Origin of the sequence: Methylobacterium organophilum (genome assembly GCF_022533465.1) — a bacterium.
GTDB classification, from domain to species: Bacteria; Pseudomonadota; Alphaproteobacteria; order Rhizobiales; family Beijerinckiaceae; genus Methylobacterium; species Methylobacterium organophilum.
In genome coordinates, this window is the sequence record NZ_CP092848.1 from 720,001 (window position 1) to 735,667 (window position 15,667).

18 protein-coding genes (1 of these 18 cut by a window edge) are annotated in these 15,667 nt (G+C 71.6%); 6 read left to right on the forward strand and 12 right to left on the reverse strand.

The window, feature by feature from the left end; translation table 11 throughout:
- The 3 genes in view from folE to MMB17_RS03245 are tightly spaced (at most 13 nt apart) and all read left to right on the forward strand, a layout consistent with a single transcriptional unit that may run on beyond the window.
- Positions 1-610, forward strand: partial view of a GTP cyclohydrolase I FolE gene (folE, locus tag MMB17_RS03235; RefSeq protein WP_238313041.1) — the 3' portion only. 182 nt of this gene lie to the left of the window's left edge; the window shows 610 of its 792 coding nt (coding positions 183-792); its start codon lies beyond the left edge, outside the window; its stop codon occupies positions 608-610.
- 13 nt (positions 611-623) lie between these two features.
- Positions 624-1,049 carry a phosphoribosyl-AMP cyclohydrolase gene (gene hisI, locus MMB17_RS03240; RefSeq protein WP_238313043.1) on the forward strand — a complete coding sequence of 142 codons (426 nt, stop codon included), beginning with the start codon at positions 624-626 and terminating at the stop codon, positions 1,047-1,049.
- The gene (locus MMB17_RS03245) at positions 1,046-2,077 is read left to right on the forward strand and encodes a patatin-like phospholipase family protein (protein WP_241101054.1); all 1,032 of its coding nucleotides are present in this window, start codon (positions 1,046-1,048) and stop codon (positions 2,075-2,077) included. The genes hisI and MMB17_RS03245 overlap by 4 nt, the downstream gene beginning before the upstream one ends.
- 16 nt (positions 2,078-2,093) lie before the next feature.
- On the opposite strand, the gene MMB17_RS03250 is transcribed toward MMB17_RS03245, so the two are convergent.
- The 10 genes from MMB17_RS03250 to MMB17_RS03295 all read right to left on the reverse strand — a co-directional run bounded on the left by MMB17_RS03250 (position 2,094) and on the right by MMB17_RS03295 (position 10,121).
- Positions 2,094-2,825, reverse strand: coding sequence for a DUF1223 domain-containing protein (locus MMB17_RS03250; protein WP_373325058.1), 732 nt, complete (start codon positions 2,823-2,825; stop codon positions 2,094-2,096).
- Positions 2,826-2,829: 4 nt separating this feature from the next.
- Positions 2,830-3,834 (reverse strand): lipid A biosynthesis lauroyl acyltransferase, encoded by a 1,005-nt coding sequence (locus MMB17_RS03255; RefSeq protein ID WP_238313049.1) that lies wholly within the window; start codon positions 3,832-3,834, stop codon positions 2,830-2,832.
- Between the two features lie 75 nt (positions 3,835-3,909).
- The gene (locus MMB17_RS03260) at positions 3,910-4,932 is read right to left on the reverse strand and encodes a zinc-binding dehydrogenase (RefSeq protein ID WP_238313051.1); all 1,023 of its coding nucleotides are present in this window, start codon (positions 4,930-4,932) and stop codon (positions 3,910-3,912) included.
- 80 nt (positions 4,933-5,012) lie between these two features.
- Positions 5,013-5,294, reverse strand: a complete 282-nt coding sequence (locus tag MMB17_RS03265; protein WP_241101055.1) for an SH3 domain-containing protein — start codon at positions 5,292-5,294, stop codon at positions 5,013-5,015.
- A gap of 20 nt (positions 5,295-5,314) precedes the next feature.
- The gene (locus MMB17_RS03270; protein WP_241101056.1) at positions 5,315-6,076 is read right to left on the reverse strand and encodes an SDR family NAD(P)-dependent oxidoreductase; all 762 of its coding nucleotides are present in this window, start codon (positions 6,074-6,076) and stop codon (positions 5,315-5,317) included.
- Positions 6,073-7,350: a beta-ketoacyl-ACP synthase gene (locus tag MMB17_RS03275; protein ID WP_241101057.1), complete on the reverse strand. Its 1,278-nt coding sequence runs from the start codon at positions 7,348-7,350 to the stop codon at positions 6,073-6,075. The genes MMB17_RS03270 and MMB17_RS03275 overlap by 4 nt, the downstream gene beginning before the upstream one ends.
- Before the next feature lie 52 nt (positions 7,351-7,402).
- The gene (locus MMB17_RS03280; protein ID WP_241101058.1) at positions 7,403-8,542 is read right to left on the reverse strand and encodes a beta-ketoacyl-ACP synthase; all 1,140 of its coding nucleotides are present in this window, start codon (positions 8,540-8,542) and stop codon (positions 7,403-7,405) included.
- Positions 8,539-9,009: a 3-hydroxyacyl-ACP dehydratase FabZ family protein gene (locus MMB17_RS03285; RefSeq protein ID WP_238313060.1), complete on the reverse strand. Its 471-nt coding sequence runs from the start codon at positions 9,007-9,009 to the stop codon at positions 8,539-8,541. Before MMB17_RS03285 ends, MMB17_RS03280 begins: the two co-directional genes overlap by 4 nt.
- A 19-nt stretch (positions 9,010-9,028) precedes the next feature.
- On the reverse strand, positions 9,029-9,325 hold the full coding sequence (locus tag MMB17_RS03290) for an acyl carrier protein (RefSeq protein ID WP_238313062.1): 297 nt from the start codon (positions 9,323-9,325) through the stop codon (positions 9,029-9,031).
- A 229-nt stretch (positions 9,326-9,554) separates the two neighbouring features.
- Positions 9,555-10,121: a DUF1993 domain-containing protein gene (locus MMB17_RS03295; protein WP_241101059.1), complete on the reverse strand. Its 567-nt coding sequence runs from the start codon at positions 10,119-10,121 to the stop codon at positions 9,555-9,557.
- 232 nt (positions 10,122-10,353) lie between these two features.
- On the opposite strand from MMB17_RS03295, the gene MMB17_RS03300 reads away from it, so the two are divergent.
- The gene (locus MMB17_RS03300) at positions 10,354-11,457 is read left to right on the forward strand and encodes a GGDEF domain-containing protein (RefSeq protein ID WP_241101060.1); all 1,104 of its coding nucleotides are present in this window, start codon (positions 10,354-10,356) and stop codon (positions 11,455-11,457) included.
- 92 nt (positions 11,458-11,549) lie between these two features.
- Positions 11,550-12,629: an AI-2E family transporter gene (locus MMB17_RS03305; RefSeq protein ID WP_241101061.1), complete on the forward strand. Its 1,080-nt coding sequence runs from the start codon at positions 11,550-11,552 to the stop codon at positions 12,627-12,629.
- 6 nt (positions 12,630-12,635) lie between these two features.
- Here the strand turns inward: MMB17_RS03305 and MMB17_RS03310 are convergent, their stop codons facing one another.
- Positions 12,636-13,505 carry a Kdo hydroxylase KdoO gene (locus MMB17_RS03310; protein WP_241101062.1) on the reverse strand — a complete coding sequence of 290 codons (870 nt, stop codon included), beginning with the start codon at positions 13,503-13,505 and terminating at the stop codon, positions 12,636-12,638.
- A 218-nt stretch (positions 13,506-13,723) separates the two neighbouring features.
- Between MMB17_RS03310 and MMB17_RS03315 the strand changes: the two genes are divergently transcribed.
- Positions 13,724-14,167: a sigma factor-like helix-turn-helix DNA-binding protein gene (locus MMB17_RS03315; RefSeq protein WP_241101063.1), complete on the forward strand. Its 444-nt coding sequence runs from the start codon at positions 13,724-13,726 to the stop codon at positions 14,165-14,167.
- 4 nt (positions 14,168-14,171) lie between these two features.
- Here MMB17_RS03315 and cysG read toward each other — a convergent pair whose 3' ends face one another.
- Positions 14,172-15,626, reverse strand: a complete 1,455-nt coding sequence (gene cysG, locus MMB17_RS03320) for a siroheme synthase CysG (RefSeq protein WP_241101064.1) — start codon at positions 15,624-15,626, stop codon at positions 14,172-14,174.
- Between the last annotated feature and the right edge of the window lie 41 nt (positions 15,627-15,667).

Sequence of the window (15,667 nt, forward strand, 5' to 3'; positions counted from 1 at the left end):
GGCTTCCGCCCAGCGCGTGCCCCACGAGATCGCCCTCGGCCGGCCGAGCCGCCAGGAGGCCGAGGCCGCCGTGCGCACCCTGCTGCGCTGGGCGGGCGACGATCCGACCCGCGAGGGCCTGATCGACACGCCGGCCCGGGTGGTGAAGGCCTACGAGCAGATCTTCGGCGGCTACAGGAGCGATGCGGAAGACCTGCTCGCCCGGGTCTTCGAGGAGGTCGAGGGCTATTCGGACGTCGTGCTGGTGCGCGACATCCCGTTCTATTCCCATTGCGAGCACCACATGGTGCCCTTCATGGGGCTCGCCCATATCGCCTATTACCCGACGAAGGGCGTGGTCGGCCTCTCGAAGCTCGCCCGCGTGGTCGATGCCTTCGCCCGCCGCCTGCAGACGCAGGAGACCATGACCGCGCAGATCGCCGACACCATCGAGAGCATCCTCAAGCCCCGCGGCTGCGCCGTGATGGTCGAGGCCGAGCATCTCTGCATGGCGATGCGCGGCGTGCAGAAGGCCGGCGTCTCCACGATCACGACGCAGTTCCGCGGCGTGTTCCGGGAGGATCCGAGCGAGCAGGTCCGCTTCCTCACCCTCGTGCGCAACAAGGCCTGACACCGGGACGCGCATGATTCCCGCATCGCCCCCGTTCCCCCCGCCGGGCTCCAAGGCCGAGGTCGAGGAAGGCTCCGTGCTGACCCCGCGCTTCGGGCCGGACGGGCTCGTGGCCTGCATCGCCGTCGACGCGCAGGACGGGGCGGTGCTGATGCTGGCGCACATGAACGCCGAATCCCTCCGGCGCAGCCTGGAGACGGGGGAGGCCTGGTACTGGTCGCGCTCCCGCGGCGAGCTCTGGCACAAGGGCGCCACCAGCGGGCAGGTCCAGCGCATCGTCGAGATGCGGGTCGATTGCGACCAGGACGCGCTCCTCATCCGCGTCGCGGTCGGGGGCGACGGGGGCTGCTGCCATACCGGGCGCCGCTCCTGCTTCTACCGCAGCGTCTCCCTCGATCCCGCGACCGGCGCCGCGGTGCTGGCGCCCGCCGGCCGATGAGGCGGGAGGCGCTCGCACCGCGCCTGCCCGCGTTCCCGAACGGTATCGTCGAGCCCGTATCGGCGCCCCCCCGCGCGCCGCGCATCGGCCTCGCCTTGGGCGGCGGCTCGGCCCGGGGCTGGTCGCATATCGGCGTGATCGAGGTGCTGGAGGAAGCCGGCCTCTACCCGGCGGTGGTGGCCGGCTGCTCCATCGGCGCGGTGGTGGGGGGCGCCTATGCCGCCGGCCGCATCGGCGCGCTCAAGGATTTCGCGCTCTCGCTGACGCGGCGCCGGGTGATCGGGATGATCGATCCCCGCCTGTCCGGCTCGGGGCTGATCGCCGGCGAGCGCCTGCGCCGGCGCCTGAGCCGCGAGCTCGAGGGCCTGCGCATCGAGGATCTGCGCATCGCCTTCGCGAGCGTCGCGACCGAGCTCGGCAGCGGCCACGAGGTCTGGCTGACCCACGGGCCGCTGGCCGACGCCGTGCGCGCCTCCTACGCGATTCCCGGCATCTTCCCGCCGGTCCCCCTCGACGGGCGGCTGCTGATGGACGGCACCCTGGTCAATCCCGTGCCGGTGCGCCTCGCCCGGGATCTCGGGGCCGACCTCGTCATCTGCGTGAACCTGAACTGCGACACCCGCCTGCGCGGATCGGTGATCCGGCCCGAGCCCGCCTCCCCCGCCGGCGACGAGAGCCTGGAGGCCGAGATCGAGACGGTGGTGCGGGTGCGCAGCCGCTGGGAGTTGCTGCGCGGCGCCGGCCTGCGCCTGATCGGGCGCGGACGCACGGAGCGGGACGAGGGTGGCGTCCCGGCCCCGGGGGTCGCCCGCGTGATGCTCCAGGCCTTCAACATCACCCAGGACCGCATCTCCCGGGCCCGCCTCGCCGGCGATCCGCCCGACGTGTCGATCCGGCCCAAGCTCGCGGAATTCGGGCAGTTCGAGTTCCACCGCGCCGCGCTCTGCATCGAACTCGGGCGCCAGGCGGCGAAGGCGGCGCTTCCGGAGATCCGCCACGCCCTCGAAGGGGCGGCCGCGCGCAGCTGAACGCGCGCCGCTCCCCTTACCAGCCGGGTCCCTTGGCGGCGGCGAGGATCGCGCCCAGGCGCCCTCCGGCGGCGTTCTGCAGCATTACGACATAGGCGTCCGCGCCTCCCTTGCGGGCGGACTCCCGGGGCACCTCGAAGCGGATGCTCTGTCCCGCCCAGGCGCCCAGCCGCTGCATGCCGCGCACGACGTTCTCGTAGACGATCTGCCGTCCCTTGTTCTCGCCCCGCTCGATGTCGACGAGCCGGTGGCGGGCGATCGGAAGCAGCCAGACCTCGCCACGGCGGCCGCTCGCATCGGCCTCCACGTCGACGACGATGCGCTCGTTGCGCTCCTCGACGCGCAGGCCCACGGGCAGGCCGCCCGCGGCCTTGGCCTTCTCGATGAGCTGGGCGATCTCCTGCCGGTCCGAGCCGACCACCACGTCCTGCCCGTTGATGATGGCCTGGGGCGTGAACAGGGAGCGGTCGCTGCGCACGCTCGCATAGGCCCGCTGCCGGTCGGTGAAGGCATGGGTCGCGAGGCTGTCCTTCCAGCCGAGATAATCCCAGTAGGTGACCGGCAGCGTCAGGGCGAGGATGCCGGGCTCCTTGGACAGAGCGCCGGTCAGGCGGTCGGCCGGGGGGCAGGAGGCGCAGCCCTGGCTCGTGTACATCTCCACGACCGCGCGGACGGGCTCCGCCTGCGCCGCCGCGGGAAAGCCCGCGAGCATCACCGCGGCGAACGCGATGTTCAGTCTCAATCGCATGACCTCATGAGACGCGCGCATCGGCCCCTTGGAAAGTCACGTTGGCTTGAGGCTCCGCCCGTAGGGCCGGCGGCAGGATTTTCGGCAACATCCCCGGGCGCCAGCGCCGGTGCATCCAGAGCCACTGGCCCGGATTCTCGCGGATCCAGGACTCGACCACCTCGGTCATCGCCTGCATCGCGCCCTGGACGTCGACGAGCCCCTCCGCGTCCCGCGGCAGGTCGAGGGGCGGGGTCAGCTCCAGCAGGAACCGGGAATTCGGGTGACGCACGACGCGGGCGCCGTGGACCGGGCAATCGTGGTGGCGGGCGAGCTTGCCGAGCAACGGGTTCACGAGCACCGGCCGCCCGAAGAAGGTGACCACGACGCCGCGGGTGAAATGCTGGTCGATGAGCTGGCCGAGATGGCCGCCGCGCTCCACCACCCCCTGCATCGCGAAGACCGCGCCCGTGCCGGAAGCGGCCAGCCCGCCCATGGTCTTGCGCCGGACCTCGGCGACGAGCTGGGCGGCGGCCGGGTTGTTCGGCGGCCGGAACACGGCGGTGGTTTCGAGCCCGAATTTCTGCGCGCAGATCGCCGGCAGCTCCCAATTGGCGAGATGGGCGGAGAAGACCAGGCCCGGCCTGCCGTCGTCGCGCAGGGCGTAGAAGTGGTCGATGCCCTTCACCGACATGCGCTGCGTCTCGGCGCTGTCCGGGTCGTAGTCGAAGATCGTGTCGAGATGGGCGTATTCCGCGCCCGTGCGGCCGAGATTGTCCCAGGCCTGCGCCGCGAGCGCCCGAAGCTCGGCCTCGGAGAGGTCGGGATAGGCCGCGCGCAGGTTGGCGAGCGCCGTGCGGTGCGAGGGCAGGAACGGCCCGATGCTGCGGGCGAGCCAGCCGCCGAGATCGCTCGCCCGGTTGGTGCCGAGGGCGCGGGCGAGCCAGAACAGGCCGCGGATCAGCGGGATCGTGGCCAGGCCCGCAAGACGCGGGAGCTGTCGCCTCAGGATCAGCGCGAGGCGGAGCACGAAAGCCTCATGGAAAACGTGTCTCGGAAAGAACGAGGTCGCGCATAAATCATTTCCCGCATCCGCGCGAGACGATCACAGCGTCACGAGGATCTTGCCGAACACCTTGCGCGATTCGAGCCGCTCCAGGCCCGTCGCGAAGTCGGCCAGCGGCAGAACCGTGTCGACCACCGGCGTGATGCCCTCCGCCATCTTGGCCAGCGACTCGCGGATGTTGGCGAGGCGGCAGCCGAACGAGCCGGTGATCCGGTATTGCTGCTGGAACAGCTGCATCAAGTTGATCGTCGCCGAGACGCCGGAGGTCGAGCCGCAGGTCACGAGGCGGCCGCCCCGCTTGAGGCAGAGCAGCGAGCCGTTCCAGGTCTCGGCGCCGACATGCTCGAACACCACGTCCACGCCCTTGCGCTTGGTCAGCCGTCGCACCTCGCCCTCGAAGCGCTCCTCGCGGTAGTTGATGACGTGGTCGGCGCCCAAAGCCCTGGCCTTCTCGCCCTTGGCGTCGTCGCCGACCGTGGTGAACACGGTGCAGCCGATGGCCTTGGCCATCTTGATCGCCGCCGTGCCGATGCCGGAGCCGCCGGCATGGACGAGGATGGTCTCGCCGGGCTCGAGCCGGGCATTGTCGAACAGCATGTGCTGCACGGTGCCGAAGGCGATGCCGGCACAGGCCGCCTGGACGAAATCGACGCTCTCGGGCACCTTCACCACGAGGCGGGCGGGCATGTTCACCAACTCGCGGGCGAAGCCGTCGATATGGAAGCCCATCACGCCGGAGACGTCCTCGCAGAGGTTGTCGCGGCCCTCCCGGCAGGCGCGGCATTGCCCGCAGGTCATGGCGCCGTAGAGCGCGACCGGGTCGCCCGGCTTCAGCCCCTCCACGCCCTCGCCGATGCAGGCGATCTCGCCGGCGGCTTCCGCGCCGACCGTCAGGGGCAGCTTGCGCTTGGCGAAGGCCATGCCGCGGAAGCCCCAGACGTCGATGAAGTTGAGGCCGACGGCACGCACCCGCACCTGCACCTCGCCAGGGCCGGGCGGCGGGGGCGGCTCGACCTCGGTGAGGCGAAGGTCGCGGTCGCCGAAAAGCTGGAGGGCCTGCATCGTGCCGGTCGAAATCCCGCATGGGCCCCTCGGGGCGAGGGGCCGGATCGGCGGCCTTATCGACCGAAAGAGGCGCCGGCTCAATCCGGCGTGAGATAGCGCCGCCGCGCCCAGCCGACGGTGCGGCCGAACTTCACCCGGCACCAGGTCAGCCGGCTCGGCGTGTCGGCGGTGCAGCCGAATCCCATCACCCGGCGCCCGACCGGGATCTGGCCCAGCGCGGGTGCCCCCGCATCCGGGGTCTCGCGGATGGTGAGGCTGTCGTCCCGCGGCAGCCCGTCGACCCGGAAGCTCTCCGGCGCGGCCAGGACGGGCCCGGCGCCGGTCACGAGCAGGGCGGCGAGGGCGAGCGAGCGGATCATGGAAGCTTGCGTCCCGCGGATCAGGCCCGATGCACGCCCATCATCGCCGTGAGCCCGCCATCGACCGGCAGGACCGCGCCGGTGACGTAGCCGGCCGGCCCGCTCATCAGGAAGGCGGCGAGCGCCGCCACCTCCTCCGGCTTGGCGAAGCGACCGAGGGGGATCTGACGCTCGATGCCCTCGCGATGGGCGGCGTAGGGGGCGAGCATCGCCGTGTCGATGAAACCCGGCGCGATGACGTTCACGGTGACGCCACGCTTGGCCGATTCGATCGCCAGCGTCCGGCAATAGGAGATCAGGGCGCCCTTGGTGGCCGCATAGGCCGCGTTGCCCGCATTGGCCTGGAGCGCGGCCACCGAGCCGATGGCGACGATGCGGCCGGAGCGGGCGCGGATCATGCCGCGCACGAGCGCCTTCGCGATCCGGCTCAGGGACCAGAAATTCACCTGCATCGCCGCCTCGGCCCGGTCCTGGTCGAGCATGGCCGCGAGGGCGTCGGCCGACTGGCCGGCATTGTGGACGTAGCCGTAGAAGCCCTCGCCCTCGATCGCGTCGCAGAAGGCGTCGAGGGCCGCCCGGTCGGCGAGGTCGAGGGCATGGGCGGCGAAGCGGCCCGCGGGATGAGTCGCCTGCAGCTCGGCGACGAGCGCCTGCGCCGTCTCCGGCGAGGACCGGTAGGTGAGGTCGACCCCGTAGCCCGCCTCCGCCAGCGCCCGCACGATGGCGGCGCCGAGCCCGGAGGCACCGCCGGTGACGAGGACGCGCTTGCCCTCGCCGCTCATGCCGGCCCGTCCGAGAGCACGAGGCAGGTGTTCTGCCCGCCGAAGCCGAAGGAATTCGAGAGCACCTTGGAGACCTTCGCGTCCCGCGCGGTCGCGACCACGTCGAGGGTCAGGCTCGGGTCCGGCAGGGCGTAGTTGATGGTCGGCGGGATGCGGCCGTTGCGGATCGTGAGCAGCGAGATCACCGCCTCGATCGCCCCCGCGGCGGTGAGCGTGTGGCCGATCATCGACTTGTTGGACGAGATCGGCACCGCGCCGATGCGCTCGCCGAAGACGGCGGCGCAGCCCATCGCCTCCATCCTGTCGTTCTCCGGGGTCGAGGTGCCGTGGGCGTTGATCGTGTCGATCGCCTCCGGCCCGACGCCCGCATCCTCGAGCGCCGCGCGGATCGCCGCGATGATCGGCTCGCCATTGGGGCTGGAGCGGGTGCGGTGGAAGCCGTCGCCCTTCTCGCCGCAGCCGAGCACGTAGCCGAGGATGGGGGCGCCCCGGGCGCGGGCCGCCTCGGCATCCTCCAGCACCAGGGCGGCGGCGCCCTCCCCCATCACGAAGCCGTCGCGGTTCTTCGAGAAGGGCTTGGAGGCGGCCTCCGGGATCTCGTTCTGGGTCGAGAGGGCCGAGAGCAGGGAGAAGCGGATCAGCGATTCCGGGTTCACCGAGCCGTCCGTGCCGATGCAGAGCGCAGCCTTCATCTCGCCCCGCCGGATCGCCTCGACGCCGAGCTGGATCGCCGTCGCGCCGGAGGAGCAGGCGGTGGAGAGGGAGATCGGCGAGCCCTTGGTGCCGAAGCGGTCGGCGACCCGGTCGGCCACGGTGCCGAAGATGAAGAGGTCGTGCCAGGCGTCGAAGCGCCGGCTCGCGGCGGCGCGCAGCAGGCTGTCATAGGTGACGGGGCCGTTCTCGCCGGCCGCCTCGGCCAGAGCCTGGCGCTGGGGCCATTCCATCTCGACCGGCGGCACGGCGATGAACAGGCCGCCGGGGAAATCGGCGCCGATGCCGGCCTGCCCGATCGCCTCCTCCGCCGCCACCATGGCGAAGCGCTCCGACAGGAGCGGCGCCACCAGGGGATCGGTGTCGAGGAAGTCGACCGTGCCGGCGATACGGGTGCGCAGGCCCTCGGTCGGGAAGCGGCTGATCGCCTTGATGCCGGAGCGGCCCGAGGTCAGCGCATCCCAATTGTCGGCGACGCCGCGCCCGAGGGAGGTCACGATGCCGAGGCCCGTCACCGCGACGAGCGGCCGGCCCTTTCCGTCACGGGCGGAGGAAGCGTTCATGGCAAGCGCCTTAGCCTATTTTGCGCCGGCTGTGCATCGGGCGCGCCCCCGCTCAGGCGGAGACGACGCGGATCACGCCCTCGCCGCGGCGATGGCCGACGGAGGTGATCGCCACTTCGGAGGCTTGGCCCGCGGCGCAGAGCGCGGCGGCGAGGGCCGTGCCGAAGGGCGCGGCCACCTCGATCGGATGACCGACCACGTCGCCGGTGGCGCGGATGCGGGTCTCGCCGAGGGCGGCGCGGATTGCCCGCACCTCCTCCTCCGCGATGTCGGCCACGCCGGTCGCGCCGGAGAGGACGAGGTCGGGCCGGCCGAGGGCGGCCTCGCCGAGGAGGCGGCCGAGCGTCGCCTCCACGCTGCCCGGCTCGCGGCGGCTGCGGTCGTTGGCGACCGGCGCCAGCCGGGCGAGCGCCTTCGCCCCGCGGGCGGCGGCGTGCTCGGCCGCCTCCAGCACCAGGAAGGCGGCGGCGCTGCCGAGGATGAAGCCGCCATTGCCCTCGCCCCCGCGGGCGAAGACCGGCCGGTAGTCCGGCTTGTAGAGGAAGCCGCCCATCTCGTGGACGACGAGCACGTCCGGCCGCTCGGCGCTGTAGGAGCCGCCGACCATGATCGCATCGACTTGGCCCGAGGCGACCCGGGCCTGGGCGGTGCGCAGCGCGTCGACGCCCGAGGATTCCTCGCCCATGAAGGTGCGGGAGGCGGCGGTGACGCCGTGCACGATGGCGATGTTGCCGGCGAGCAGGTTCGAGAGCTGGGCCAGGAAGAGGGTCGGCCGCAGGTCGTTGAGCAGGCGCTCGTTGAGGTAGGCGCCGGGATCGGCCGCCTCGCGCAGGCCAGACAGGATCGCCCCGTCGACCGCGTAGTCGCGCTCGCCGCCGCCCGCCGCCACGATCAGGTGGAGCCCGGCCTTGAAGGCGGCATCCTCCTTCACGCCCGCGGAATCGAGGGCGAGGCCCGCCGCGTAGACGCCGAGGCGCTGCCACGCCTCCATCTGGCGCTGGTCGCTCTTCTTCGGGATCTGCGCATCATAGGTCAGGGGCGCCACCGGATGCACCGGATAGGGCGCGTAGCTCTGCGCGTCGGTGCGCGGCGCCTCGCCCGCGGCATAGGCGGCGAGATGCGCCTCGATGCCCTCGCCGGCACAGGACAGTAGCCCGATGCCGGTGACGACGACGTCGCGGGTCGCGCTCATGCGGCGGCTCCATCGAGATCGAGGAGGCCGATCTTGCGGGCGCGCTCGCGCATCGGCGCGTCGAGCCCGGCCGGGAACGGCATGGTGCGGAAGCGCAGCTCGGCGTCGCAGAGCGGCTTGCCGGCATGGCGGATCGCAGCCTTGGTCACCGCGTAGCCCGAGCCGTCATGCTCGAGGCTCGCGCTGATCTCCAGGCTCGCCCCGGGGCCGACGAAGGAACGGAAGCGCGCCTTGTCCACCGCCATCAGGAACGGCATCTGCGCGAAGCCGAGATGGGCCAGCACGAGATAGCCGGAGGCCTGGGCCATGGTCTCGGTGAGCAGCACGCCGGGCACCAGCGGATGGCCGGGAAAATGCCCCTCGAAGACGGGGCTCGCCTCGGGCACCTGCGCCAAGGCTTCGATCGTGCCGGCGGCGCGGTCGAGCCGCACCACCTTGTCGATCATCTCGAAATATTCGAGCCGCATGGCCGACGCTTCGGCCCGATCAGGCCTTCGCGGCCTTCTCGGCGACGAGCGCGTCGATGCGGGCGCAGAGGTTCTTGAGCACGAAGTACTCCTCGGCCGGGACCTTGCCCTCGTTGACCTCCTGGGTCCAGCGCTCCAGCGGCAGCTTGATCCCGAAGGCCTTGTCGACCGCGAAGGCGATGTCGAGGAAGGCAAGGGAATCGATGCCGAGATCGTCGATGGCGTGGCTCTCCGGCGTGATCTTGTCGCGCGGGATATCCGCCGTCTCGGCGATGATGTCGGCCACGCGATCGAAGGTGGCGGTCTCGTTGGACATGAAGATTGGCCGCTTTCTCGTGACTTCGGGCAAGCGCCGCGGAAATCCCCCGGACCGGACGCTGTCCCCCACCCGGGATCCAGTGCGGCCCCTCTCCGCCGCCGGCTCCCATCGGTGCTCTGGAAATAGATCGCGACCCCTTACACGAAGCGATGGAGGCCGGGCAACCTTGCCGGTTCCATGGCATCGGGATGAGCGCGCGACCTGCCCGGAACGGCCCCTGGCAGCCTCAGGTCTGCGGCATCGAACCGGGGCGAAGATACGCGAACATGTGCGGCACGTAATCGGATTTTCCCAGTTCGATGCCTCGGCTTCGCAAGATGGCGTAGGCCGTGATCAGATGAAAATAGAATTGAGGCTGCGCCCAGTCCCGCGCATATTGCTCGCCGTCAAGGTCGAAGGTCATCCCGGTCGGAAGCGCGAGCGTCAGCGCGCGTTGCGCCCCCGCGTCGAGCGCCTCCGGATCGAGAGCGCGCAACATGGCCAGCGTTTCGCCGATGCGCGCCTGTGCCTCCGACAGCGAACCCGGCCGCTCACCCGCATTCCGACCCTCACGAGCCAATTGCTCCAGCGCCTCCGGCACGGCCTCTCCCCTGAGTCGGAAAACGGCCTCCTGTGCCTGCAAGCAGGCGAAACGCACTTGGGACGACAGCGGATACATGTCGGGGGCAAGCCGTGCGGACAGGAGAGCCTCCGCATCGGCCTCCGGAAGCTGCCGGCGTGCCTTGTCGAGCCAGCCCGCAAGCGCCCGGAGCATCTGCGCATAGGCCGGGATGAGGAGAGTCGTCAGCGACATGAGAGGCGTGACAGCCTGCTTGCTCGCACCAGGTTGAGGGCCGCGACGGGGCGGTTGCGTCCGGAGTAATCCCGTCACCCGGCCCCGGCCACGGGCGGGATGAGCGATTTGTTACGAAGCCTGCGATCTCTGTCGCCGACCGCTCTCGCGGAACCGACTTCTCGTGGCGGAGACGGACGCTTAATCAAGCGCTAATAGAATCCCCCTCCCGACCGCTCCTGCATGCCGGCTCATGCCCGACCTTCCGGACCTGGCGACCGTACGCCTGTGCAGCATGCTCGCCAGCGCGGCCTTCGTGCTGGTGTATCTGTGCCTGTGGCTCGGCCGCAGGAGCGAGGATTACCTGCTCTACTGGGCGCTGACCTCCGCCCTCTACGTCCTCACGCTCCTGGGCTTCGGCCTCTCCGACCATAGCCCGCTCCAGGACGGCAGCCTCTACGCGCTGCTCGCCGCCAGCGACCTGATCGTGCTGGCGGGCGTACGCCGCTTCGAAGGCCGGCCTGCCTTCGCGGCCTGGATGATCCTGCCCATCGCCGCGACGGGGCTCGGCTATGCCCTTCCCGCCTGGATCGTCGGCCCGGATTCGGCGGCGGCCCGCATCGGAGGCACCTTCGGAACCGCCCTGACCATGGGCCTGAGCGGCTGGCTGGTCGCGTTTCCGCGGCGGGGCACGGTCTCGACGGGCCGCCGCATCGCCGGACTCGGCCTGCTCGGCTACCTGCCGGGCTACGCCGTCGCGATGATCGAGGAGGGGACCGGCCGCGCCCTCATCAACATGGTCGCCCTGGTGCCGATGCTGTCGGACCAGATCCTGCTGGCCGTGCTCAATCTCGGGCTCCTGGCCATGCCGGGCGAGCGCGATTCGGCCAAGCTGCGCGACCTCGCCCATACCGACGCGCTGACCGGCGCCTGGAACCGGGCGGGCCTTGAGGCCCGTGCCGGGCGGCTGCTCGCCGGGGGCGGCGCCGTGATCGTGATCGACGTGGATCACTTCAAGGCGATCAACGACCGCCACGGCCATGCCGCCGGCGACACCGTGCTCGCCGATCTCGTGGCGCGGGCGCGGATCGCCCTGCCGCCGGCCGCGCTCATGGCCCGGCTCGGCGGCGACGAGTTCGTCGCCGTGCTGCCCGCGGCGAGCCTCGCCTCCGCCCATGCCGGAGCGGAGGCGATCCGCAGCGCGGTCGCCGGGGCGCAGGGCCGCTTCGCCTGGACGGTGAGCCTCGGCTGCGGCGAGATCCGGCCGGGTGAGACGGGGGTCGCGGAGGCCATCGCCCGGGCCGACCGGTCGCTCTACCGTGCCAAGGCCAAGGGCCGGAACCGGGTCGCCGCCTGAGACCGCACGACGGCGTGAGGAGCCGGCGCCTTCGCACGCGAATGCCCTAGAACTGTGCCGGAGCAATCGCAGAGGCAGGGGACATTCGGACGATGGACGATCAGAGGATGGGGCCGCATGCCGGCGTGGATCGGGCGCAATCGGCGGCCCGGGCGGCGCTCGCCCTCGGGCTGCTCGGGCTCGGGCTCTACATCCTGCTGGCCTTCCTGAAGGCCCTTGTCTGGGCCGTGGTGCTCGGCATCGCCCTCTGGCCGCTGTTCGAGCGGGCGCAGAGGCGGTTTCCCCCGGGCCGCCACAACATCCTGTGGCCGGCCGTGTTCACGGGGGCCGTCGCCCTCGTCTTCCTCCTGCCCGTGGGCGTGCTCGCCGTCGAGGCCCTGCGGGAGGCGCACGACATCCTCGAGTATTTCCGGCAGGCCGAGCAGAACGGCGTGCCGGTGCCGGAGATCGTGCAGCGCCTGCCCTTCGGCGCCCAGGCCGTCACCGACTGGTGGAACGCCAACCTCGCCCATGCCGGCTGGGCGCAGGAACTGCTGCACCGCCTCGACACCGCCTCGAACCGCGACCTTACCCGCACCATCGGCGCGGGGCTGGTGCACCGGGTCGTGCTGTTCGGCTTCTGCCTGCTCGCCCTGTTCTTCCTGTTCCGCGACGGGCGGGTGCTGGTGCGGCAGGGGCTGACCGCGAGCCACCGCCTGTTCGGCCAGCGGGGGGAGCGCGTGGCGCGGCAGATGGTGGCCTCGGTGCACGGCACCGTCGACGGTCTGGTGCTCGTCGGGATCGGCGAGGGCGTGCTGCTCGGGATCGTCTACGCCTTCGCGGGCGTGCCGCATCCGGTGCTGCTCGGCGCGCTCACCGCCGTGGCGGCGATGATCCCCTTCGGCGCCCCCCTCGCCTTCGGGATCGCGGCCCTGCTGCTCGCGGCGGCGGGCAAGATCGTGCCGGCGGTGATCGTGGTGGCCGCGGGCTTCGTCGTCACCTTCGTGGCCGACCATTTCGTGCGGCCGGCGCTGATCGGCGGCACCACCCAGCTCCCCTTCCTCTGGGTGCTGCTCGGCATTCTCGGCGGCGTCGAGACCTTCGGACTCCTCGGCCTCTTCGTCGGCCCGGCGGTGATGGCGGCGCTGGTGCTGCTGTGGCGGGACTTCACCGAGGAGCCGGGCCCCGCCTGAAATGGCTCAATGCCGCAGCGGGCGCCCGAGCTTCTGCGCGAGGATCCGGTGCGGGCTCTTCTCCGGGTCGGCCTGCGCGGCGACGGGGAGATAGGCGGTCTGCTCCAGCATGTAGCGGCCACCCATGGCGCCGTGCATCACGAGGTCGGAGAAGGTCACCCAGGTCTCGCCCGGCTGGAAATACACGTTCTCCTGGGGCGCATTGGCCTGATAGCCCATGTCCTGCTTGAGCGCGTCGTGCAGGTGCAGCATCAGGTGATCGTATTCGGAGCGCTTGGCCTTGGTGATCTTGAGGAGCGCCAGGAGCCCCGCGGAGAGGCCCGAATAGGCCGGCAGCTTCGGCAGGAATTTCTCCGCCATCGCGCCGAAATCCTCGCCCACCCGCCAGTGCCGCGGCTGCCCCTCGGCGTTGATGTTGCGGAAGATGCGCAGGATGCGCTTCTCGCCGATCGGGTTGGAGGGGAAAGCGTCGACATGCATGCGGGTGTCGTCCCGCCGCCAGCTCAGCTTGCGCGCATCGACGTCGAAGGGCCGGTAGGAGGTGCCGGCGAGCGTGACCTTGCCGGTATAGGCCGGCAGGTAGGTGTCGATGAGCGACTGGGCGAAGCTGCGGTAGCGCTGCAGCAGCGCCCGCAGCCGGGCCTGCTCCTCCTCGCTGCCCGCCGCCCCGCGCAGCTCCGCCTGCGGCCCACGGATGTTGACGTTCTTGGCCTTCCCGTCGGCGAAGGGCTTTTCGACGAAGCGCCGCTCGAAGGCGTCGAAGGGAAAGTCGAGGTCGCGGAAGACCAGAACCGCGCCGCCCTCGAGCGCCTCCACCAGGGACGGGCCACCGGGCGCGGCGCCCTCGCGGGCCACGGGCAGGATCGGGCTGATCATCGCGGAGAGCGCCTCGTGCGGCAGGAAATCGTGCGCGGTTTACCCGAGGCCGCGGCCCGGTGCCAAGCCGGCGACGCTTTCCGGTGGATGACGTCACGTCGGCGTTGCCAGTGGCGCCGAAGCGGCAGAGCGTTCCGAATCGGAACGGGCGGCGCAACCTTGGCCTTGGCGCCGTGGTTGTCCCTCATCGAGGAATGCCCGCAGGCGGGGAGCCGGGAATGGCGACGCTGAAGGAATTCGAGGAGGCTTTGCGCGAGCACGGCATGCACATGGCGCTCGCCCTGCTGGAGCGCCTGCGGGAACGCGACCGCGCCACCCGCGTGATCCGTCCCGCCCGCCGCCTCACCGGCCGCAAGATGACGCCGGACCTGGCCCGGTCGATCCTGGAGCTGCACGCCACCACGGGGATGACGCAGCAGGAGATCGCCTTCAAGCTCGGGGTGAACCAGGGCCGGGTCAACGAGGTGATCAAGCGCGGCAAGTGGCTCGACAACGATCCGCAGGCGCCGGAGGCGGTCGCCCGCGACAGGGCCAAGGCGCGGCTGCGGGCCGACGCCCCGCCCCAGCGCAAGCGCGCGGCCAGGACCGGCAAGACCGCCGAGAAAACGGCCCACCCGGGCAAGCCCTCCCCGCAGGGCCAGCTCTCCCTCGGGGATCTCTAGGGGCTCAGCGCGCGGCGGCCGCGGTCTCGGGGAGCGGCAGGGCGACCTTGTCCCGGCCCAGGGCCTCGCCGACTATCAGGATCGCCGGGCCTTCGAGTCCGGCCGCCTCGATCCGGTCGGCGAGATCGGCGGCGCTGCCGCGCACCACCGCTTGGTTCGGCCGGGTGGCGTTGAAGGTGACCAGCGCCGGGGTCGTCGGGGCCAGCCCTTCGCGGACCGCCCGCTCCAGCAGCGTGCGCAGGGTGCGCTTGGGCATGTAGACCACGGTGGTCACGCTCGGATCGGCGAGCGCGCCCCAGTTCAGGTCCTCGGGCAGGGCCCCGCGGCGATCGTGGCCGGTGACGTATTGCAGGCGGCGCGCGGCGTCGCGATGGGTCAGTGAGACGCCGATGGAGGCCGCCGCGCCCTGGGCGGCGGTGACGCCCGGCACCACGGCGCAGGGGATGCCGGCCTGGCGGCAGGCCTCGATCTCCTCGCCCGCCCGGCCGAAGACCAGGGGATCGCCGGATTTCAGCCGCACCACCTGCTTGCCGGATTTCGCCAGCGACACCATCAGCGCGTTGATGTCGTCCTGCCGGCAGGAAGGGCCGTGCCCGGTCTTGCCCACCAGCATGGTGCGGGCCTCCCGGCGGGCATAATCGAGGATCTCGGGGGCGACGAGGTCGTCGTAGAGGATCACGTCGGCGTTGCGCAGGGCGCGCAGGGCCTTGAGGGTGAGGAGCTCGGCATCGCCCGGGCCGGCGCCCACCAGCGTCACCGCGCCGCCCAGGGGCAGCGCCTCCGTCTGGCCGATCAGCGCGTCGAGATCGGCCTGGGTCGGCGCCCGCTCGGGCTCGGCGAAGGCGCGGTCGGTGAAGCGCTCCCAGAAGCCACGGCGCTCGGCGAAGCCGTGGAAGCGGGCGGAGACCGTCTCGCGCCAGTCGCGGGCGGCGGCGACCCAGTGCTTGAAGCCGCGGGGCAGCATCGCCTCGATGCGCGCCCGCACGGTCTGGCCGAAGACCGGGGCGGCGCCCTCCGTCGAGATGCCGACGACGAGGGGCGAGCGGTTGACGATGGCGCCGAATTTCACGTCGCAGAGATGCGGCCGGTCGACCGCGTTGACGATGGCGCCCGCCGCCCGGGCCGCGGCGACGAAGGCGACGCACTCCGCCTCGTCCTCCATCGCGCCGATGGCGAAGGCGGCCCCCGTCAGGTCGTCGGGGGTCCAGGCCCGCTCGTGCAGGGTGATGGAGCCCGCCGCGATCTCGTCGGAGACGCCGCGCAGCTCCTCGCTGGGCGCGGCGGCATAGACGTCGACCCGGGCGCCGGCGGCGGCCAGCAGCTTCACCTTCCAGGGCGCGCCGCCATTCGAGCCGGCGAGCACGGCCCGCTTGTCTTGCAGGGGCACGAAGACCGGCAGCACCGCCAGGGGCTCGAGGCCGGCGGAGCGGGTCTCACGGGGTTGGCGCGGGGTGTTCATCGGGGGGCGGAGACTTCTTCGCTCGGTACCGGGCCGGCGCC